At 39.0% G+C, this 19,356-nt stretch carries 32 protein-coding genes; 14 read left to right on the top strand and 18 right to left on the bottom strand.

From position 1 onward, the window contains the following. Positions 1 to 180: 180 nt before the first annotated feature. Positions 181 to 501 carry a GrlR family regulatory protein gene (locus G3341_RS08585; protein WP_163861255.1) on the bottom strand — a complete coding sequence of 107 codons (321 nt, stop codon included), beginning with the start codon at positions 499 to 501 and terminating at the stop codon, positions 181 to 183. A 177-nt stretch (positions 502 to 678) separates the two neighbouring features. Between G3341_RS08585 and G3341_RS08580 the strand changes: the two genes are divergently transcribed. After that, positions 679 to 1,476: a hypothetical protein gene (locus G3341_RS08580; protein WP_163861251.1), complete on the top strand. Its 798-nt coding sequence runs from the start codon at positions 679 to 681 to the stop codon at positions 1,474 to 1,476. 617 nt (positions 1,477 to 2,093) lie between these two features. Here G3341_RS08580 and G3341_RS08575 read toward each other — a convergent pair. The 13 genes from G3341_RS08575 to G3341_RS08515 form a co-directional block, all read right to left on the bottom strand. Beyond that, positions 2,094 to 2,750 carry a bacteriophage antitermination protein Q gene (locus tag G3341_RS08575; RefSeq protein ID WP_163861249.1) on the bottom strand — a complete coding sequence of 219 codons (657 nt, stop codon included), beginning with the start codon at positions 2,748 to 2,750 and terminating at the stop codon, positions 2,094 to 2,096. 30 nt (positions 2,751 to 2,780) lie between these two features. Continuing rightward, positions 2,781 to 3,749, bottom strand: a complete 969-nt coding sequence (locus tag G3341_RS08570; RefSeq protein WP_163861246.1) for a DUF968 domain-containing protein — start codon at positions 3,747 to 3,749, stop codon at positions 2,781 to 2,783. Continuing rightward, complete coding sequence (locus G3341_RS08565) at positions 3,746 to 4,555, bottom strand: KilA-N domain-containing protein (protein WP_432279738.1); 810 nt, start codon at positions 4,553 to 4,555, stop codon at positions 3,746 to 3,748. The genes G3341_RS08570 and G3341_RS08565 overlap by 4 nt, the downstream gene beginning before the upstream one ends. A gap of 83 nt (positions 4,556 to 4,638) precedes the next feature. After that, positions 4,639 to 5,025, bottom strand: a complete 387-nt coding sequence (locus G3341_RS08560; protein WP_163861240.1) for a RusA family crossover junction endodeoxyribonuclease — start codon at positions 5,023 to 5,025, stop codon at positions 4,639 to 4,641. Then, entirely contained in the window at positions 5,018 to 5,221 is a 204-nt protein-coding gene (locus G3341_RS08555; protein ID WP_036940668.1) for a hypothetical protein, read from the bottom strand. The genes G3341_RS08560 and G3341_RS08555 overlap by 8 nt, the downstream gene beginning before the upstream one ends. Continuing rightward, the gene (locus tag G3341_RS08550) at positions 5,218 to 5,727 is read right to left on the bottom strand and encodes a hypothetical protein (protein WP_163861227.1); all 510 of its coding nucleotides are present in this window, start codon (positions 5,725 to 5,727) and stop codon (positions 5,218 to 5,220) included. The genes G3341_RS08555 and G3341_RS08550 overlap by 4 nt, the downstream gene beginning before the upstream one ends. Continuing rightward, positions 5,724 to 6,368, bottom strand: a complete 645-nt coding sequence (locus G3341_RS08545; RefSeq protein ID WP_163861223.1) for a phage N-6-adenine-methyltransferase — start codon at positions 6,366 to 6,368, stop codon at positions 5,724 to 5,726. Before G3341_RS08545 ends, G3341_RS08550 begins: the two co-directional genes overlap by 4 nt. Continuing rightward, on the bottom strand, positions 6,368 to 6,616 hold the full coding sequence (locus G3341_RS08540) for a hypothetical protein (protein WP_080739799.1): 249 nt from the start codon (positions 6,614 to 6,616) through the stop codon (positions 6,368 to 6,370). The genes G3341_RS08545 and G3341_RS08540 overlap by 1 nt, the downstream gene beginning before the upstream one ends. Next, a complete protein-coding gene (locus tag G3341_RS08535; RefSeq protein WP_163861215.1) occupies positions 6,613 to 7,662 on the bottom strand; it encodes a helix-turn-helix domain-containing protein in 1,050 nt (349 codons plus the stop codon). The genes G3341_RS08540 and G3341_RS08535 overlap by 4 nt, the downstream gene beginning before the upstream one ends. Positions 7,663 to 7,670: 8 nt before the next feature. Further along, positions 7,671 to 7,850, bottom strand: a complete 180-nt coding sequence (locus G3341_RS08530; RefSeq protein WP_163861212.1) for a DUF4222 domain-containing protein — start codon at positions 7,848 to 7,850, stop codon at positions 7,671 to 7,673. Then, positions 7,840 to 8,049 carry a hypothetical protein gene (locus G3341_RS08525; RefSeq protein ID WP_163860439.1) on the bottom strand — a complete coding sequence of 70 codons (210 nt, stop codon included), beginning with the start codon at positions 8,047 to 8,049 and terminating at the stop codon, positions 7,840 to 7,842. Before G3341_RS08525 ends, G3341_RS08530 begins: the two co-directional genes overlap by 11 nt. Positions 8,050 to 8,110: 61 nt before the next feature. Continuing rightward, complete coding sequence (locus G3341_RS08520) at positions 8,111 to 8,566, bottom strand: YmfL family putative regulatory protein (protein WP_163861209.1); 456 nt, start codon at positions 8,564 to 8,566, stop codon at positions 8,111 to 8,113. A gap of 2 nt (positions 8,567 to 8,568) precedes the next feature. Then, a complete protein-coding gene (locus G3341_RS08515) occupies positions 8,569 to 8,817 on the bottom strand; it encodes a helix-turn-helix domain-containing protein (RefSeq protein ID WP_163861206.1) in 249 nt (82 codons plus the stop codon). Positions 8,818 to 8,915: 98 nt separating this feature from the next. Here G3341_RS08515 and G3341_RS08510 point away from each other — a divergent pair, with 98 nt between their 5' ends. Together G3341_RS08510 and G3341_RS08505 are read left to right on the top strand one after the other, a co-directional pair. Next, positions 8,916 to 9,605: an XRE family transcriptional regulator gene (locus G3341_RS08510; RefSeq protein ID WP_163861204.1), complete on the top strand. Its 690-nt coding sequence runs from the start codon at positions 8,916 to 8,918 to the stop codon at positions 9,603 to 9,605. Between the two features lie 140 nt (positions 9,606 to 9,745). Then, positions 9,746 to 9,955 (top strand): hypothetical protein, encoded by a 210-nt coding sequence (locus tag G3341_RS08505; RefSeq protein WP_163861201.1) that lies wholly within the window; start codon positions 9,746 to 9,748, stop codon positions 9,953 to 9,955. Between the two features lie 139 nt (positions 9,956 to 10,094). On the opposite strand, the gene G3341_RS08500 is transcribed toward G3341_RS08505, so the two are convergent. Next, complete coding sequence (locus G3341_RS08500; RefSeq protein ID WP_163861198.1) at positions 10,095 to 10,319, bottom strand: hypothetical protein; 225 nt, start codon at positions 10,317 to 10,319, stop codon at positions 10,095 to 10,097. 109 nt (positions 10,320 to 10,428) lie between these two features. Between G3341_RS08500 and csrA the strand changes: the two genes are divergently transcribed. From csrA to G3341_RS08460, 8 genes are all read left to right on the top strand, one after another. Beyond that, positions 10,429 to 10,614, top strand: a complete 186-nt coding sequence (gene csrA, locus G3341_RS08495) for a carbon storage regulator CsrA (RefSeq protein ID WP_163861195.1) — start codon at positions 10,429 to 10,431, stop codon at positions 10,612 to 10,614. Positions 10,615 to 10,711: 97 nt separating this feature from the next. Beyond that, positions 10,712 to 11,614: a recombination-associated protein RdgC gene (rdgC, locus tag G3341_RS08490; RefSeq protein WP_163863563.1), complete on the top strand. Its 903-nt coding sequence runs from the start codon at positions 10,712 to 10,714 to the stop codon at positions 11,612 to 11,614. Positions 11,615 to 11,698: 84 nt separating this feature from the next. Then, the gene (locus G3341_RS08485; RefSeq protein ID WP_163861192.1) at positions 11,699 to 12,484 is read left to right on the top strand and encodes a hypothetical protein; all 786 of its coding nucleotides are present in this window, start codon (positions 11,699 to 11,701) and stop codon (positions 12,482 to 12,484) included. 11 nt (positions 12,485 to 12,495) lie between these two features. Beyond that, the gene (locus G3341_RS08480; protein WP_163861189.1) at positions 12,496 to 13,101 is read left to right on the top strand and encodes a hypothetical protein; all 606 of its coding nucleotides are present in this window, start codon (positions 12,496 to 12,498) and stop codon (positions 13,099 to 13,101) included. Between the two features lie 2 nt (positions 13,102 to 13,103). Beyond that, positions 13,104 to 13,901, top strand: a complete 798-nt coding sequence (locus G3341_RS08475) for a DNA adenine methylase (RefSeq protein WP_163861186.1) — start codon at positions 13,104 to 13,106, stop codon at positions 13,899 to 13,901. Positions 13,902 to 13,912: 11 nt separating this feature from the next. Next, on the top strand, positions 13,913 to 14,485 hold the full coding sequence (locus tag G3341_RS08470; RefSeq protein WP_163861184.1) for a 3'-5' exonuclease: 573 nt from the start codon (positions 13,913 to 13,915) through the stop codon (positions 14,483 to 14,485). A 29-nt stretch (positions 14,486 to 14,514) separates the two neighbouring features. Next, entirely contained in the window at positions 14,515 to 14,730 is a 216-nt protein-coding gene (locus G3341_RS08465) for a hypothetical protein (RefSeq protein ID WP_163861181.1), read from the top strand. Next, complete coding sequence (locus tag G3341_RS08460) at positions 14,730 to 15,905, top strand: tyrosine-type recombinase/integrase (protein WP_163861178.1); 1,176 nt, start codon at positions 14,730 to 14,732, stop codon at positions 15,903 to 15,905. Before G3341_RS08465 ends, G3341_RS08460 begins: the two co-directional genes overlap by 1 nt. 378 nt (positions 15,906 to 16,283) lie before the next feature. Here G3341_RS08460 and G3341_RS08455 read toward each other — a convergent pair whose 3' ends face one another. Further along, entirely contained in the window at positions 16,284 to 16,610 is a 327-nt protein-coding gene (locus G3341_RS08455) for a hypothetical protein (RefSeq protein WP_154622302.1), read from the bottom strand. 446 nt (positions 16,611 to 17,056) lie between these two features. On the opposite strand from G3341_RS08455, the gene G3341_RS08450 reads away from it, so the two are divergent. Further along, on the top strand, positions 17,057 to 17,260 hold the full coding sequence (locus G3341_RS08450) for a thiamine biosynthesis protein ApbE (protein ID WP_163861175.1): 204 nt from the start codon (positions 17,057 to 17,059) through the stop codon (positions 17,258 to 17,260). A 15-nt stretch (positions 17,261 to 17,275) separates the two neighbouring features. Here the strand turns inward: G3341_RS08450 and G3341_RS08445 are convergent, their stop codons facing one another. Then, positions 17,276 to 17,695 carry a hypothetical protein gene (locus G3341_RS08445; RefSeq protein ID WP_163861173.1) on the bottom strand — a complete coding sequence of 140 codons (420 nt, stop codon included), beginning with the start codon at positions 17,693 to 17,695 and terminating at the stop codon, positions 17,276 to 17,278. A 251-nt stretch (positions 17,696 to 17,946) separates the two neighbouring features. Here G3341_RS08445 and G3341_RS08440 point away from each other — a divergent pair, with 251 nt between their 5' ends. Next, positions 17,947 to 18,624 carry a DUF1345 domain-containing protein gene (locus tag G3341_RS08440; RefSeq protein WP_154623479.1) on the top strand — a complete coding sequence of 226 codons (678 nt, stop codon included), beginning with the start codon at positions 17,947 to 17,949 and terminating at the stop codon, positions 18,622 to 18,624. Positions 18,625 to 18,687: 63 nt separating this feature from the next. Here G3341_RS08440 and G3341_RS20865 read toward each other — a convergent pair whose 3' ends face one another. Continuing rightward, the gene (locus G3341_RS20865; RefSeq protein ID WP_255427368.1) at positions 18,688 to 18,810 is read right to left on the bottom strand and encodes a hypothetical protein; all 123 of its coding nucleotides are present in this window, start codon (positions 18,808 to 18,810) and stop codon (positions 18,688 to 18,690) included. A gap of 121 nt (positions 18,811 to 18,931) precedes the next feature. On the opposite strand from G3341_RS20865, the gene G3341_RS08435 reads away from it, so the two are divergent. Further along, positions 18,932 to 19,342 carry a GNAT family N-acetyltransferase gene (locus G3341_RS08435; RefSeq protein WP_163863561.1) on the top strand — a complete coding sequence of 137 codons (411 nt, stop codon included), beginning with the start codon at positions 18,932 to 18,934 and terminating at the stop codon, positions 19,340 to 19,342. Positions 19,343 to 19,356 lie beyond the last annotated feature (14 nt).

Raw genomic sequence — 19,356 nt, 5'->3', positions numbered from 1 at the left:
TACAGCTCGCCAATAGGCTTTGTATTTTGAGCGGGTTAGAAAGTAATGAAATGACCAGGCTAAACTTAACTGTTCTTTAGTCTTACCAGACAATTTAATACATAGATTAATAAATATATTTTTCATATTATCTCCAATAAAAAAGGCCACCTAAGTGACCTTGTCATTTATCGAGATGCCTTAATATAAATCCCCGATAAACTTTGCTTCAACTTCAATCATAGTTTCTGGCATCCCCTGAACGCCACCTCTCAGTATGTAGCCAGTAGGAGTGGTTAATGTAAATAAGCCAAGGGTAAAATTGCCAATATCACCAAATACAGAGGTTACTGACTTGTCATGTTGCTCTAATTGCAAAATAACATCATTTGCTAATACTCGACCTTTGTATGAATACACAAAATCGCCGCCATTAACTTCATGATTTCGAACAACTACCGTTCCATTCCCAAAATCTTGCATGTTACTTCGAAAAGTAACGTAGTAAATCCCATCTTTCATATATACCTCATGCAGTAATTTTAAGCTGAATATCAGCCATGTAAATTTACTGCAAATAAGTAAGTTAGGCTAATATATTGAGGCTATCTGGCTTACTTATCTAACATTTCATTGGTAACACTTGAACTTTTATTATCATATGAAATGATATCTCTTTATTCTAAAGTAGGATTAGAAATGGAATTGTTTAAATACTGCGATAAAAAATACAATGTAATGTCAGGCTCAACGTTGCGTCTCGGAGCTCTTCACCATTTTAGAAAAATTGAAAATGATTCACTTCGAGATGAAAAAGAAGGCACTTTCACCATTCAAATTGATTTTTCTGATGGGATAATCCTTCCAACAAAAATTGCAAACTTATTTTTCCAGTCGATAATTGGATTTGGGGATACTTCAGAACCGATACCTCGCTTCAACGGATCAGTTTCCATGCATGGTGATAAGGTTGAAATCGATCATGTGATGGCTCACGAAGTTAAATTTAAATCAGCAAAAGTAACTATAGAGCGTTCTGGGCTTGATAGTTACATCTTTTGTTGTTCAATGAATCCAGTGAAACCGCCATCTTTTAGTGGCTATAATGACCACTGGAAAATATCAAATGATAAGATTGAACAATTCGGTATTAAAACGGCCCAATTAATGCTTGAACAGTTAAAATTAGCTGATTTTAACTTCTTTCCCGCTAGGAATGGATCACTGTCTGAATTCGGTTTTTCAGTTAACCTCGAACATCGACCAATAAAATACATCGACCGAGTGCTACATATAACCCAAAACAACCTTCCATCATATGAGGAGTTTATTGATTTAATAGCAAATATGGACTTTTATAAACCATCAAAATTCAAAGATGAAATGGAATATAGATATAAATTCATCATTCATGATAATGGACGAATCTATCTTCCCCAAAAAGACTTTATTAACTTGAATACAAATGAGTTTTATTTATCAAATATTGCACCATAGCTAATTACTCACAGTAGCTAGAAGAAACTATCCGGAATTTCCGGATAGTTGAACTTGTAAGGATTACTTACAAGTTGAATTGTCGTTGTCGGAAATCCGGCATCGGAACAATATCAATAAGTTACTCCCTCGAATTGGGAGGAATTAAAAATCAGGATGCTCGTCAAAGCCTTCAAATTCATCAGGCATACAAACCTCCAGAAAGCAAAAAAGCCCGCAAATAGCACAGCACTATCGACGGGCAAACAAATGAGTTCACTTACTTTTATTAGATTCACTCTATCAATATAGACTACAGCCCTGATAATGCAAATGCGTATAATAAAAAACCCGCCATTGCTGACGGGTATACACCGCAATCCAAATTTACCTAGTATGGGACGCCACGATTGAGTGAAATGCGGTGTAACTCCTATATAGGGATGGTATTTGCTTTTTCAAGTCTCTGCTTGTTCAGTTATTGTGCATAACTACACATGTAACTCTGACCAAACGTAACAGCAAGTCTTATGTTTAGTTTGGGCGTAAAAAAACCCCGCATAGCGAGGTTATAAACAATTTTGGCAACATACCAAATTAGCCTTAAATATGGCTCATTTTGTTAACTTTTGCAAGTTTTACACTTCATTTTTGCTTTTCTGTTCTTGCCTTTTATTTCTCATTAAAAAAAGTGAGTTCTCATCCAGATTGCCACAAATATATAACATCTTGATCCAGTGGAGATGATAGGTTTTATTCCAGTTATATCGACTCACGCCAGCCAATTCAGCAAGTTTGGTTTGTGAATAATTTTCAGCCTCATATTCTTGTACTGATAACCAAATCAATGCCTTTAGACGTCCCTTAACTTTACTGCTTAAATTATACGCAGCTGCATATTCATTAAATTCACACCAGATGTATTTACAAATATTCACCTGATGTTCGAAGTTTAAGTCATTACCATATCTATACATAATCCATGATCGGTGCTCATCACTTAGTGCATTTATAGCTCTTCTCCATGAACTCATTTCAAATGTATGAGGATCAATCATTGGCCTTGGTGTTCTATTGCTTCTGGTTTCTAATGCATAAACGGGGTCTGTATCTCGGCAAACAAGACGGCCGTTTAATTCTAGGTTTCTTGCTCTAACTCTTGGTGTCGTTTTAGTATCAGTCAAACCAAACCCCTCAAATGCTTCTAGTTGCCCTTTCGTTGTACCAACGCAACTATTTACTGCATCATAAGCTTTGATACTTAAATATTCTAAATCATGTGAATAAATAGCCATGTAATCCCCCACTGCGTTCCGCACAACGCATTAACCAAAAACGCCTAGACCGAAAAGACGGTCAAAGCACTGACGATGAAAATCTAATTGATAGCCGTATTTTTGTTCCCACTTATGCGGATCCCTGTGCAATTCATCATGATGACCACGGCATAAAGGGATAACATAAAAATCATGGGCTTTTGTACCCATACCGCTCAGGCCGTATCCGACGATGTGATGTGCATCATCGGCAGGGTTACCACACGCACAGCAAGGCAGCTTTTTAATAATTTGGAGCAGATTTTTATTTTCCCATCGATGCCGTTTAGGATTTTTTAAATACAGTGCTGGTGGATCAGGGTCTATTTTCAACGCCAGTTTAGCTTTTTCCATCGCCACGCCTTGAGGCGTGAACGTTGGGCCATCGTGAAGAGGTGGAGCACTAACGCCCAGCAACCGCTTTAATATTTCGTCGGGCAATAAATGTGAAATTTGATGCTGAACAGTCCATGTGAACAAGTCACCCAACGATAGAGGGGTGCCTTTCGGGTAACATAATCCCTCACCGACTGCCCACAGTATATTTTGATAGTAATTATCCTTCGCTATTGATGACGCATTATAAAGAGCGGGATTTTCACGTAATTGATTGTCATGTGACCAACATGTACGAACATAATGATTACCGATCTTCGTTATTGTTAGCTCATGATGATGATAGTCATCACTATCGTCATGGATTTGGCAATAATTAATGTTCTGTTTAATACGCCCTTTTAATGCCTCTATTCCACCAGCTTTAGCGAATACATCTCTATTTCTAAAAAATGGGAGTAATCGCTTGTCATCAAGTAAAGCTTGTTTATGTGTGACCTTGCCTGATTTGTTCGATTCGCTTAGCACTGGTGATATCTGCATTAAACCTTTGAAGTCAGATAATTGATTTACACCAGGCTTAAACATCACAATCCCCATATCAGGCACAATAGTCGCAGGGAGGATCCAACTGCTTATCATGCAGCGCTCCCTACCACCATTAACTTGATGAGATCAGCGCTTTTACTATCAAAAAAGTGGGGTTGAGTTTCTCTTGGGTTACTTGGGCTAGTGATATTCTTTCCGTAAATAAGCCCTTTAGCCGTAATAGACCAAAATTGTTTAGTCTTATTAGCTGCCTTGGTGCTAGGGCGAGATAATCTTTCAACTAAACCTAGTTCAGCCAGACGCTTAAAGGCAGCTTGTGCGGTTATATTTAAGTTGTTTTTACGGATTAATTCAGTTAGTGAGTGCGTCGCACGGCTTGAGCCGTCGGCTGCATCGATTGGTGCGTCAATCGCATAGCTTGGAGATAGATTAGGTAAGCCAGCCATTTGTTGAAGCTTTTGATAGCCACCTAATTTAGAGGAATTAGATAAGTTAAGGGTTTTAGCCATCGACTCTAGCAAAATAGTACCTGCTTGAACCTTGTCGCTTAACTGAGCTTGGCTTCTTTGCTGTACTACTGCGTCGAACGTACGGATGACTTTTAAGCTAAATGATGGGCTAATCCACATTGCATATGCATAAATTAACTCTTTGCATGCATAAGAACCCTGAACAGCGCCTCCTTTGAAGGATATAACAGGCTGATTTTGTTCCGATGCCGGATTTCCGCCATCGAATAATAATTCACTTATCAGTGCCTTTGTTTGCTCGTTATTCAGGAAATAGCTCGGCTTGTGCTTATTTTCACCACCAGATGCGCGGTGTAAATCATTCAAACAAAAACGACCATTAAAATCTTGGCGTACGCTAACGCCATCAATAACCAATTGGTTCATGATGTATTACTCCACAAGTTGTTTTACTTCATTAACCCAATGTCCGCATATCACTGGATTAACATACAGTCTATTAGAATACATATTTATCCCCGTTTGTCACTAGGAATTGAAAGCGCACGAATTTCAATTTCGAAGCGTCCACCCTTTACGACTTCGCACCATCTCATATCAACATGTTTGACCTGATCATCATCTTTCCATACGTTTGCATGTGTTAAAGCATCAAATGGAGCCTTCAGGTAGTTATCGATGTCTCTTCTATGCCGTGTAGGTGGGTACATTTTCACAATCACTGAAACATCACCAACTATTGCAGTTGGCTTTTTTCTTAATTGTTCATATACCGCTGCTATTGCATCAGCGCGGAACTTGCGCCCCTTTTCACTAATGATCATAGTGCCGCGAACAGTTCGCCAACAGGCATTCACGCTAGGAGGGAAAGGTAACGTGAAACTTAAAGATCTAGGCATCGTTACCCCCTTCTTTTTTTACCATCCGTTTTTTAATTAATTTAGGGCCATAAATTGCGGCGGGTATAAACACATAAACAAAGAACGCAGCAATAACGACGCAAACAGGGAAGTAAACTAATTCAAAAGAGACTTGGCTCCATCCAACAAAGACTATTAGCCAAAATATTAACTGAGTATCTTTTATGTAACTCATGCTCTCACCCCTGCTAATAGTTGATCTAAGTGTTTTAAATGCATGCATCCCATGCCAGCGACATTGGCTTTTTTGACTACTTTTAACTCACACGCAAAGTCTTCTCTATCTTTCTTGTGATCATCAAGTAGTGCGATTGGTTCCTGTTGCTCATTGATAGTGTCTATTTCTTGAATTTCCGCAGCTGGCAACAATTGCACTGTTTCTTTTATTTGCCCCAAATTAACAACCGGCTCCACAACAAACCCCCTAACCTTTCTAAGTTGTGAAATAGCGTTATCGCATACCGTGTAATGACTAACTAAGTTGCCTTTTCCTTGTATTTTGTACTTTCCAACGAGCTTTATTGCTTTAGCTTCCAGTAGTCTGTCTATTGCTGTATGTGCTTCCCTTTTTGTTAAAGTGGTTAGCTTATGGACATGGCTAACAGTAAAAGTGTCTCTGTCACGTACAGATGTAATGACTTGCACACTACGTAAATAAATTGCTGCATGCATTTTTCTCACGCTACTGCCTCCATCTTTTTAGCTAACCACTGTGCCTGCTCTATAAATGCCTTCCCGCGCTGTTCTAGTTCTTCTCTACTGATATAATCAAATGCTTTTCCATTCCATGTTTTATCGAAAACAACAATTGCCCCAGCAAAAAACGCACCGGTTGGTTTTTGTTTTTCATCTGCAGGGATAAACCACTTCGGAACGTCAAAACCGATACGCCCACGGATAAAACAAATGTGGTCTGCATTTTCTGGCCACCACACCTCACTTGTTGCCGCTTTCAATAAAAATACATAGCGACCACCCAGATCTCTCATTGCTGAAGCATGAGACATAATGTGACGAACACCTGTGATTGCCTGTTTTTCGTGATATGAGCTACGGGAGTACGGAGGATTACCAAAAGCAACCCCGCCAATTTCTTTTAGCTTTTCCGACCAGTCTTGAGTCAACGCATTATCTTCTGCAGTGTAGAAATGAGGACATTTGCTGTTTTCCCCATCGGTGAATAGATCTAAATTAAATGGGCCATATAAAGAATTAATACCCCAATAGATATCTTCTGGCGTTTTCCACTGGTCCCCAATTTCTTTCAGCTCATGAGCTGATTTTGCTTTGAGTTCATTAATTTTTGCAACGTATTCGCTCATCAGATAGCACCCCGCTGCTGGTGGGGCATAGCAAACAACTTAATGCGCTCATAACGTTGTTGAATGCTGAAATATTCAATGTATTTGTTTAAGTGGGGATGCTTGCGGCACATGACTAAATATTTGTAATTTTCGACCCAGTTCAATCTTAATTCGCGCAAGATCCACCATCGGCGCAACTGGTGCAACATCGCAACTAGACCAAAGACATTAGCCCCGTAAATTTCTTTTGATTCACTGTGCATCATGCTGTTGCCTCCTGCGCTGCTTGTTCTGTCGCTTGCTTCCAGATACTGATCCACGTTTGACGACCCTGAAACTCTTTCATCGTGCGAATGCCTGTTTTTCCAGCCAGTGCTGCGGCTATTTCCTCAATGCGGCCTTGCGGCTTTGAACGTGACCCGATGATCCGTGTAAATGCCTCATCACGTGCGACTGTATCGATGCTGACTTTTTGCTCACCCGCCAAACGCAGGGTTAGATCATCCCATTGGCTGCGCAGCGTTCTTGGGCATTGGACATTCCTTTTCCAAAAGTCATCGAGAGTTACACGCTTGTAGAATTGACAAATTTCTTTGTGTGAATGACCGTCGATTTCACGCATTAAGCGAACATCGTTAGCCCAGTCTGTAAAATTTGGTGCCTTCGGAGCCTTCAAGCCAAGCTCTTGAAATACTTCACGCTTGCGGTTGAATAGCCACTCTGCGCATTTGAGATCATCAGCAGTGCCCCATTTTTGAAGATTTGAGCTGTAAATCACCGCCTCTGGACAACGTTTTAAAAAATCACTTTTAGACTTGTCGCTTAATTCGCCAGAATTCTGCGACGAAGAGTTAGTTACTGATGGATCTTGTTTTGAAGTTACTGACGGATCGCCCCCAGATTCTGGCGGGTCAAAGCGGTTATTTTTGCTTGATTCTGATGGGGCAGAATTTGATGCAACAGAATTTGACGCGTCAGGTTTTGAGGTGTCAGAATCTGCTGGTTGAGGAAATGCAGCCCTTGCAGCTAAGAATAATTTTTCAACATTCAGTTGATAGATGTTGCTAGCATTACGATTTCCCTTGCGCCGCTTTTCTCTTGATAACCAGCCATTCTTTTCAAGCTCTTTAATTGCCGCTCTTACTGTGCTTTCGCCAGCGCCAATTTGACGCGCAATAGTAGGAACCGAAGGCCAACAAATGCCCTCGTCATTTGAAAAGTCAGCAAGTCGGGCCATAATCGCAACAGAGGTTATTTTCAAACCTGCACTTGCGCAGCCATCCCACACATAACTTGATAGTTTTACGCTCATGCTGCTACCTACTTAACTTCTGTATAATATTTTTTGAATTGTTCAAGTGGCTCAAAACAGGGATGCGGGTAATTGCCCCACATGAAAATAACACGCTGTTTATGCGGATCCCACTCAATGACTTTAACGACAACGCCACGCTTATCTCTGAAGTAGCGATTAAGGTTTTTGTGTTTTTCATTGCTCACTGACCTCACTCCCGCTTTGATAGTAAAAATCAGCCCAGCTATCCCTTAATGCTTTGCTATCTACCAACTGCTGATTAATTTGGTAGTTTCCAAACTCATCAGTTGAAGTTATGATCTCTACATATTGAAACGCACCATGCTTAGCAGCGGGTAAACAACGAAATTGCTTTTTGTAACTTAAGTGCGCTAAACTACTCATGCTAATTACTCCACACAAAAAGTTGTTAGCACTCGACGCTCGGGACCGCATATCCTGAGCGTCACCCTTTCTTATGTAATTTAATGAATGCATTTACAGCAGCCCTCCCGCTAGCAATCGCTTTATCTAATAATTTCATAATGTGATTTTCCTCACTGCTATCTACCCGTCCGTCTTCTAGTGACTTGTCCATAAATACCGCCAGCTCGCCACGTTTTCCTGCCGCTCTTGACATCAGCCGAAATAACTCAGGCTCATCCAGTTCCTCTGCCTTAATTTTTTCCACCAGCAATAAATTTCTTCTTTCCGCACAATGCTCAGTAAAAAAATTTGTGTTAGATAAATCCTCCATAGCGAACAAATCATCTAGCTCAAAGAACCGACAGCCATTCTTTTCATACAGCTTGTTGTTAAATGTGGTTTCACTAATCCCAAGTGCAGCCGCCATTGCGGAACGCCCGCCGGGATATGCTCTGCACATCTCTTTCACGACTTCTTTTAGTGTTTGTTTGCACATATCTACAATTCCGTGTTTTTGTTGGTAGTTAACTCAACTGGTTCTTTCTGGTAATTTTCAGGGAATATAATTTCTAGTACGGATATCTCACCATTAAAAAAAAGAGATAACTTTTCAGCTGTTGAAAATGATGTTTTTTGTTGTCCACGCTCGATCCTGCTAAGGCTTGCTACATCAATATCAACTGACCTAGCTATTTCTGACAATGTGAGATTTTGCTTTTTTCGCAAAAATCTTAATTGTGTTTGCATAACCCCTCCTTTATTTTGCGTAATTCGCATAATATTTCATTGGGATAATTTGCGCAACTTACTTTGCATAATTCGCAAAAAAGATTTGTAATTAACATATGAACATTGGAAGCCGAATTAGAGCCATCAGAATGGCTAAGAAAATAACCATAGCTGAGCTTGCGGATGCGATAGATAGCGATCCGGGAAATGTTTCGCGCTTAGAAACAGGTAAGCAAAAATCATTTACAGAACAATTGCTAATGAAAATATCTTCCGCATTATCAGTTTCGGTTATTGATTTATTTTCTGAAGAGTTAGATTATACTGTACATAAAAACAGTATTACGGAATCTAACGAGATGCGTGAAAGTATATACAGGGTTGAATTACTTGATGTAAACGCAAGCGCTGGCCCAGGATGCAATCAGATTAGTGAAGTTGTTGATGTGATTCATTCAATAGAATATGAGTCTGAGCAAGCAAAATTAATGTTTGGCTCTAGACTTGCTTCAACAGTTAAAGTGATTAATGCTAAGGGTGATAGCATGTCGGGGACTATAGAACCCGGCGATCTCATTTTTGTTGATATCTCTATAAATCACATAGATAGCGATGGGATATACGTATTTTCCTTTGATGGGAATATTCACGTCAAACGACTACAAGTAGTGCCAGATAAGATAATGGTTTTGTCTGATAACCCGCTTTACACAAACTGGGAAATAAATCCTAGCAACGAGCATCGGCTGTGTATCCACGGTAAAGTCCTTATAAGCCAAACTCAGGCATTTCGGCGTCACTCCTAAATCGACCTTATTCTCTTAAGCCCAGTAAATCTGGGTTTTTTTCTATCAAAATAAAAAATTTGCATATTTCGCAAATAAAAAGTTGCACATTGCGCAAATTAAATATACATTATTTACAACAAAGCAATGGAGATAAACTTATGCAAGCAAATTCAAACGAACCGATCGTAACTTTTAGCGTACCAATGTCACAAGATGATGTGCGCGAGTGGATCCTCACAAAAGCTAAGCAGATTAACAACCTGCAAAAACTGCGCGAAGAACGTGACAACCTGCAATCTAAACTCGAAAAGCTCGACGAAGAAATTGCAGAGTGCATGGATATGTGTGCGGTTACTGTTAGTGCTTAATTAGATGTAATGTGTGGAGTAATGGTATGGGTAATGAATGTAAGTACCAGAAAATCATTGATTTAATGAATGATGATAATACCAGAGATAAGATAAAAGCCACAGCACGAAAAATTGCTGGTGGCTTAGGAATGACTACTTATAGCTCAATGGCCCTTTCTAAAACATTAGCCAAATAATCTTCTAGGCCATTAACTCTTACTTCGTCAGGAGATAGTTTAATGACTTTAATGAGCTCCAGTGCAGTCGCTGAGAACTTGGCTTTTTGTTCATCAGTTTGTGATGAAATTAATAAATTAAATAGCATTTCAAGGCCAGCAATACGTACATCACTTGGATAATCATTTAAGTTTTTATCTTGCACTTTAAAATTCTCTTGGTTGTTGTGGTGACACCAAGGATACCACAGCCGCCTGATGTGGCTAAATAATCAGGCAACCTTTTAACTGTGTGGAGTAATAGAGAGGGATTAAATGCTTACTTTAACTCGTAGAACACGAGAAACATTAATGATCGGTGATGACATTATAATTACTATTCTCGGAATAAAAGGAAATCAAGTTAGAATTGGAATTGAAGCGCCGAAGGATATTGGGATTCATAGAAAAGAAATTTATTTAAAAATACAAGCAGAGAAAAATAACGAATCTGTTAATTAATTGCCATTGCTCGCTTTGGCGGTGACAAGCCGCCACTTTTTTACTTAATACATAAGGCCACTGGCGTATAGTCAGTTCACACTAGGTAAGTTAATTAATTATTGTCAGTGGTCTTATATATCGTTTAACTCGTGATATTGATTTTAATAATCTCGAAGAACAGTTACTACCTTTAAAATATGAGCCTTGTGGCTCACAGGATATATCTCGATTTGGTTTTATTCCGCCCTTGGGGATCGGTAAATCTGAGTGTTTAACTCATCAAGTAAATGACCAGATGCTTATTTCACTTTATAAAGAAGAGAAAATAATTCCAGCACAAGTTATTAAAGATGAAACTCAAAAGAAAGTAAGTAAATTAGAGTTAGACCAAGGCCGTAGGCTTAAGAAAACTGAGCGTGACTCAATTAGAGATGAAGTTATACATGAGTTATTACCTCGTGCGTTCTCTAAATACACGCGGTTTGACGTGTGGATTAATATTACTGATCGCCTTATTATTGGGCTGGTGTCGTCACCTCGTCGCGCAGAGGACTGCTTCGCCCTGCTGCGTAAGGCATTAGGCTCTTTACCTGTAGTGCCGTTAACAACGAAAGACCCTATTGAATTAACGCTAACAGAATGGGTTAGAAGCGGTCAATTACCAAAAGGCTTTGTTTTTGGCGAGCAATCAGAAATGAAAGCCGTCCTAGAGGAAGGCGGAATCGCTAAATATACAAAACAAGACTTAATTTCTGATGAAGTTCAAACGAATATTGAAGCTGGTAAATTAGTTACTAAATTATCGCTGGGCTATGAAGATAGAGTTACATTCTGTATTGATGATAGCTTTATTTTATCTAAGCTTAAATTTGATGCTGCATTTTTAGAAAAAAATGATGATATTGGGATGGAGGATTACAATCAACGATTTGACGCTGATTTCTTCTTAATAGTCTCAGAATTAAATATATTAATAAAAGCATTAATTGATTCACTTGGCGGAGAAGCCAAGCTTTAAATTATTTAGCCAACACCAAGGAATTTAATTCTCTTTATTAAGAGACGGACTCTTATTATCTAAATATTGCGTGGAGTATTAATTATGCCAAATCATGTCACCAATGAATTAATTATGACATCAGGAACTTCAAAAGAAAAACTGCATGTACTTAATAGCATTATCAACAGTGACGGTATCTTTGATTTTAATAGACTGATCAAAATGCCGAAAACATTAAATATTACTTCTGGCTCTCATACTGAAATGATGGCGGCAGCTATAAGGGAAAACGACAAAGGTGTTTTTGAGCGGTTTAAAAAGCAACTTGGAGCGAAACGGTATAAAAAATTAATTAATGAAGCTAAGCAGTCAATCAAGAACAAAGCCCTATATGGTCATGCCACTTGGTATAGCTGGCGCATATCTAATTGGGGAACAAAATGGGGAGCATATGATGTACTGATGCCAGTGAAGCGTAAATATAAAAAAGTTAAATATGGGCATCGCCATACTCCAACACATGTTAAATGCTACGAAAAACGTATTTATAAAAAACGATTAAAAAGACATATTACCAATGGAGGCGAGTTGATAATTAAGTTTGATACGGCATGGTCTACACCTGAGCAAATTTATGCAGCACTTGGAAATAAGTTTAGCCAGCATAGCTTTGCTGTTCGATTTGCTGATGAAGACCTAGGCAGTAATTGCGGGACATTCGATATTGTTAATGGGGATCTAGTTAACATCAATATAGCTAAACCCTATAGGGAACAATCTGAGTCTGAAAAATTACATTGGCGTAAATTCGCCTTTCACTTATGCCACCCCACTATATCACCTAGTGATTACGGTATGGACGAAAACTATCAATATATTGATGATTAATGGTGGTTGTCATGAAAGAGCGCGGAATTATTTTTAACTCAGAAATGGTACGCGCCATCCTTGATGGCCGTAAAACTCAAACACGCAGAATCATGAAACCACAGCCAAAAACAAATGAAAACGGTGGTTTTTCGTGGCCTAGTAATATATGTCAGTCCATGATCAATATTAAAGAAATGATGCAGGACAACGAGGGTGTATGGGCTGGTATTGCTGGCATAGCCTGCCCGCACGGTGGTGTTGGCGATCGCCTTTGGGTTCGTGAAACATTTAAAGCAGGGTTATGCACTGAATCAACAATTGCATACAAAGCTACGCATAAACCCTCTGATTTAGAAGAAGGATGGCATGAGGAAATTAAGTGGACTCCATCCATTCACATGCCTCGCTGGGCTTCACGTATCACGCTAGAAATTACTGATGTTCGAGTAGAGCGATTACAAGAAGCTAGCGACGATGATTTTAAAGCCGAGGGCTACCCGCTGGAGAGAGAGTTAACTGGTGGCAGTACTGATGCGTTTTGTTGGTTTCGCAATTTATGGGATTCAATTAGTAAGCCTGAATGTAATTTTGAAAGTAACCCTTGGGTGTGGGTTATTGAGTTTAAGCGAGTGTGATTATGAATAAAATCAAGCACCCTGTTATTCGCTACCATGGCGGCAAGTTTCGACTTGCCCCTTGGGTGATTAGTCACTTTCCAGATCATCGTTGTTATGTTGAGCCGTTCGGCGGTGCTGCATCGGTTCTTTTGCGTAAACCTCGTTCTGAAGCTGAAGTTTATAACGATTTAGATGATGAAATAGTAAATCTATTTCGCGTTCTACGTGATAAAGACCAAGCTAACAAACTTATTGATGCTTGCTTATTAACGCCCTATTCACGCACTGAGTTTAATTGTGCTTATGATGTTTCAGATTGCCCTATTGAAAGAGCACGAAAAACAATTGTGCGTGCCACTATGGGTTTTGGTAGTGCCGGTGCAACAAAAGGCAAAACAGGTTTTAGATTAGACACTAAACGTAATTCAGCGACAGCGCAAAAAATATGGACACGGGCACCAGAAAACCTACTCGCTGTAGTGGATAGATTACAAGGGGTATTAATTGAAAACCGTGACGCTGTTCAGTGCATGAAAGACCATGATACCACCAGCACATTGCATTTTATCGATCCACCCTATTTACATGAAACAAGGAGCATGAGAAGCGAAACATATCGGTACGAAATGGATGAGTGGGGACACCAGCAATTAATAACCGTCGCTGGCCAGCTTTCAGGAAAAGTTATTATTTGTGGTTATGACAACGATCTATATAACAGCCAACTCTCGAGCTGGCGAAAAGAAGTAAAGACAACAGCAGCAAATGGACACGCAGGTTCTGTAAAACGTACCGAATGTCTGTGGCTAAACTTTTAAGGTGAAATTTAATGAAATATAAACACTTAATGTTAGATCTGGAAACGATGAGCAACAAAAGTAATGCAGCTATCGTTTCGATTGGTGCAGTAGCTTTTGAACCCTCGACGGGTGAATTAGGTCCCGAATTCTATTTGGCTGTTGATCTTGTTAGTTGCGAAAAGCTCGGCCTACACATTGATGCTGATACGGTCTTGTGGTGGATGAAACAAAGCAGTGAAGCTAGAGCCGCTATCGTTGATGAGGATGCTAGAACCATTCAATCAGCATTACTTGCCCTATCCGCTTTCGCTGAAGAACATTTATCTGACAATGTATGTGTTTGGGGTAATGGTAGCGATTTTGACAATGTTGTCTTAGCTAGCGCTTACGATGCATGTGATTTTAACCCGTTTTGGAAATTCTGGAATAATCGAGATGTTAGAACAATTGTGGAGTTAGGCCGTAACGCTGGCATTGACCCTAAGCGGACATTAACCTTCGAGGGTGAGCAACACAATGCTTTAGCTGATGCAATCCATCAGGCTAAGTATGTGTCTATTATCCACCAGCATTTAATTAAACCAGTTAACGACGATATTTAAATCTGTATGCGGCAGGTGTGGGGGTAATTATGTCTAGTGGAAAACTTATGAAAGCTAGCGCGTGGGCTAAAAGAGAGTTTGAAAAAGGCTCAATACCGGACAACAGAACCATAAAGCGCTGGGTGGAAATTGGCGAAGTTAGAGGCAGGATCGTTGATTGTTCTGTCTGGGTTTATGCTTCCGAGCGCTGGGGAGTTGAGTCTGATATTTCATCATGTGTGAGTGATTTAATAAGGGCTTCTTGATGGCAGGTCGACCACGAAAAAGAGAGTTCAGGCATTTGCCTGACTTTCTCTACTATGACAAAGCGGAAAAGCAGTATCGCTTTACGCTGGTGAATGGCGTTCGCAAAAGCATTGGCGCAGATAAAGCAAAAGCGATCGCGATTGCAAAAGAATATAACAACATCATGAGACCGGAAAAGACGGTTTCTGTTAATGCTTTAATTGTAGATTCCGGCGGTAAAAATGGCGAGTCTCTTCCGTTTTCTGAGCATCTAGATAAATTATTTAGCAGGATGGTTAATGATGAACAGCCGGCGGAAAGCACTCTTAGCGATTGGAATAACGATCTGGAAAGGGTTAAGACTTATTTCAATGATATCTCACCTATCGAGGTTACGCTTGAGCACGTAAACGGATTTATAAACGAATTTCACGCCGAAGCTTCAGCTAATGTGCAAAATAGAAAAGTTGGCTTTCTAAAGAAAATATTCAGTTATGCGATGGATGAGTCACTTATGCTAGACAATCCAGCAGAGCGTAAAAAAATGAAGCGCGTTGACGGCAAAAAGCGACGTCGTTTATCTTACAGTGATTTTATTAAGATCCGCGCATCAGCGGAGCCCTGGTTGCGAACAGCTATGGATCTAGCGCTACAAACAACACAAGCCCGACTTGAGGTTTCTCGTATTAAATACAATATTAAAACCCCAAAAAATAACACCTGCGGTTGTGTTTGGTTTGATGAAGAAAAGGACGGGATTTACGGTATGATCTACATTCACAGACAGAAGGTGCAGCACAAAGAGGCGTCTCATGTGGCAATTCCCATCGGAAAAAAATTAAAAGAAATCATTGATAATAGTCGTGACAATGTAGCCAGCCCCTACATTGTGCATAGGCTACCAATTCGAATTCCGAATAATATGAGTAAGCGAGTAAACCATCCCACTCAAGTTGCTCCTGATTATCTTAGTCGTGCTTTCTCAGAGCTTAGAGATCGTGTTGGTGTTGCTGCTAATTTACCATTGGACGAGCGACCAACGTTTCATGAAATACGAGCGCTGGCAGCATTCATGTTTAAAGATCAAGGTTACGATCCGCAAGCAAGGATGGCTCATAGTGATGCTGAATCAACAAAAATTTATACTGAAAATCACGTTGAATGGGTACAAGTTCCGCACTTTGAAATAGCTTAAAAATGGGCGGTAAAAGTCAACTTAACTCATTGATTCGTATAGTGTGGTTTTTGCATATTATGCACTGTTTGCATAACCAGCACAATTAATTATTTTCCTTTCAAATCAATAACATCAATATATTACAATCGGTGTCATGGGGTGTCGGGGGTCGGAGGTTCAAATCCTCTCATGCCGACCAGAATTCCCTAAAAAAACCAACCGTAAGAGGTTGGTTTTTTTGTGCCTGAAATTTTCAAAAGGTAAAATGGTGGCAAAAGTCCTGACATGATTACACCAACGTTTCATCCCACTCAGCCCAAGGACAGACTAGCCCCCACTCAGTGTTAGCTTGGCGGGAATGCAAATTGAAGTAAATAAAAAGCCTGCCGGAGTGGGTTATTCATTAGGGCTTAAGTCACTTATTAGATTCTCAGCTTTCCCACAAAATTCATCAATCTTTGGTACTTTCTTGAACTCAGGATCATCAGCTTTTTGCTTGCACTTCACACTCACCTGCCCTTGGAAATATGCCATGGATACCATGTTATCAACCAAGCGCTTGCAGGTACGACTTTTAACCGCTTCCTTAAATTCACCACAAAGGAGCGCTTTTTGACGATTAATACTTGCAGCCATGTCTGGCACTTTGTCATCTTCTGTGATTTCAGCAACTGAGCCAAATGAAAGCAAACCTAAAAATAAAATGACTAATCTCTTTTTCATACATCACCATCTTTAAGTTAAGTATGTGAATATTAGGATAAATGCAGAGCTCAGGCAATAAAACACCAGCGCCTATTTTGGATGATGAGTCGTGACTTTAATAATTATAGAAACCACGCAGTGAGATCATCAAAATAAGATAATCCTCGTTATCCATCATTATGAATATCAATTTTTATTTTCACTAAACACTTAACTCAAATAAAAATTATTGAACCACTTTTATGCCCTTTATTATTTTTTTCATTTTAATATACTCATCATATTAAAATGACTACAATAAGTTGAATAAGCGTATTGCATCATCTAAATATATAGTCAGAGCAAGGCTCTTATTGAGATGGTCATTATTGTTTAGTTGATTTTTATTAAAACTAACAATATATTTTTCGATTTATTAAAGTATTTATAGCAAATTTATTGCTTCCATTGAAAGAGTCAAAACCGTGAATATAAAAACTTCATGCATTCTAATTGCAGTAACCCTAATGTTAGGTTGCTCAACAGCAACGAAACAAGTGTCTGATCAAAATGGATGCACGATTCAAATTGATCCTCCCGAAGGAAAGTTACCCGCCAAAATTGAGCAAGCAACAGGGACTTCCCCTGTCTGTAAATCGATTGAAAAATCAATTGATAAAGCTATTTAGAGATAACTATCGCCATCACGCAGGCAAATCTGTTGACGGTCCCTTGCAGAACTTATTCCATAAATTATCAATTTGCTCTTCCGTCAACATTTCATCTACCCCATCAATAATTGGGATGGAAATATGGACTGTGCCGTCAGGGCATATATAGGTTTTTACGATAAAGCGCTTATCTTCAGTTTCTCTTGAAAAATCATAGTGTCGTGATACAAAACCACAAACATACCCTACCTCGCCACCATTATGTGATATTTTGTTAAAATAATAGGTGACGTTTTTAAACGATTCCGCTTTAGGGTTATCTAAATAACCTAATACTGCACGCTCGACCCGTTCTATCATACTAATTTCATTTTTATAGACGACTGACATACCAAATAAAAATGCCGCACCGAGCAGGAATAATCCAATGATGATATAAAATATTTTATTCATAAAATGATCATCTAAATAATAATAAAATAACGATACTGACGATTCAAAATAGCAAATAGATTCTGCTATCGATCAATTTATAACGTAACACAGTCCTATTTTCCACATAAAGTAAATTTAATGTGTCGATATAGTTTATTGGCAATGTATTTACTTGAAATCCCCCCCTATTATGGGCTTGTATTATTGCTACATAGGCTCAAACATTTGATATAATAAATATTATTTTTATATTTATTAAGGTATGTGTCATGTTACATTACGCGATACGCGTTATGCGCCTTTTTCGTCATGTGTTTCTCTCTCGCCCACGCTTTATTATTTCATTATTTGTTGCCTTCGCTACTTTTTTCGCACTACTCTCTTATCAAAATACTATGATGAGTTTGATCATCAGCTGGAATGCTTTTGCCTGGATGTATTTATTATTTCTTTTTGTGCGTATTATGAATCACAAAGCTAAAAACATCCGTGAAATCACGAAAGTTGAAGACGAAAGTGCTCAAATGGTTATTTTCTTTTTGGTTGCAGGATGCTGTGTAAGCTTATTAGTTTTATTTTTTGCATTAGGCGGTCATGGTGATTTCTCTAAGTCAGATAAATTCATCCCTTATGCACTCACAGCGTCGACTTTAATTTCATCATGGCTACTTCTTCCCACCGGTTTTACGATGCACTATGCACACTTATATTATAGTAATGCTAATCCGCAGCAGCCATGGTTACGTTTTCCAGATAAATTACTCGAACCGAGCTACTCTGACTTTATGTATTTTTCTTTTACTATTGCTGTTGCATCACAAACAGCAGACATTGAGGTTGCATCGACACCTATGCGCCGTGCTGTTTTATTACAATCTATCATCTCTTTTATTTTCAATATGGCTATACTCGGATTATGTATCAATATCTCCGCAAGCTTGTTCTAACTGATTTAAACTGAAAATGCGAAAACATACCCAAACTGAGCAAGTAGTCAGTGCAACACAATTTTATTTATCGTTTTGCATCTCTTTTTCACATTCAGATGGCGGCACACCAAAGATGACCATCATAAAGACAGTAAGACAATAACCAACATATTGACTATTGAGTAGTTTTTTGATTATTTTCATAGAAATAACCCATTGTGTTTTATTTATTCACTAAATTAGCACTGTTTATCATCGCAGCCATACATCATTTAAGCACATTTACAATTCAGTCATGTTTATCAATAAGGAATACTCATTGCACATGTTTCGACTAGCAACCCCCCCTGATATAGCATCCCTCATTCAGCTTGATAGTGTCACAACGGCAGAACGAGCTCAAAAAATATCTCAATGGGTCAACAACAAACATTGTTACCTGATTGAACAACAGAACCAAATTATCGCTTATGGGGTATTACACTACCATTTTTTTGAATGTGCTTTTATTGAAATGATAATGGTTAATCAAGCCTTTCGACAGCAAGGTGCTGGTCTTTCATTGCTACAACAACTTAAACAGACTTGCCTTACTCAAAAAATATTTACATCGACTAACCAGTCAAATACTCCGATGCAACGATTACTCGATAAAGCCCAATTCAAACCAAGTGGCTTCATCGATAATCTTGATGAGGGAGATCCCGAACTTATTTACTTTTGCCAATTAGCCTAGTTAATTGGCAACAT

Source organism: Providencia vermicola (assembly GCF_010748935.1).
Taxonomy (GTDB): Bacteria; Pseudomonadota; Gammaproteobacteria; order Enterobacterales; family Enterobacteriaceae; genus Providencia; species Providencia zhejiangensis.
This window is presented reverse-complemented; position numbering and strand designations above follow the sequence as displayed.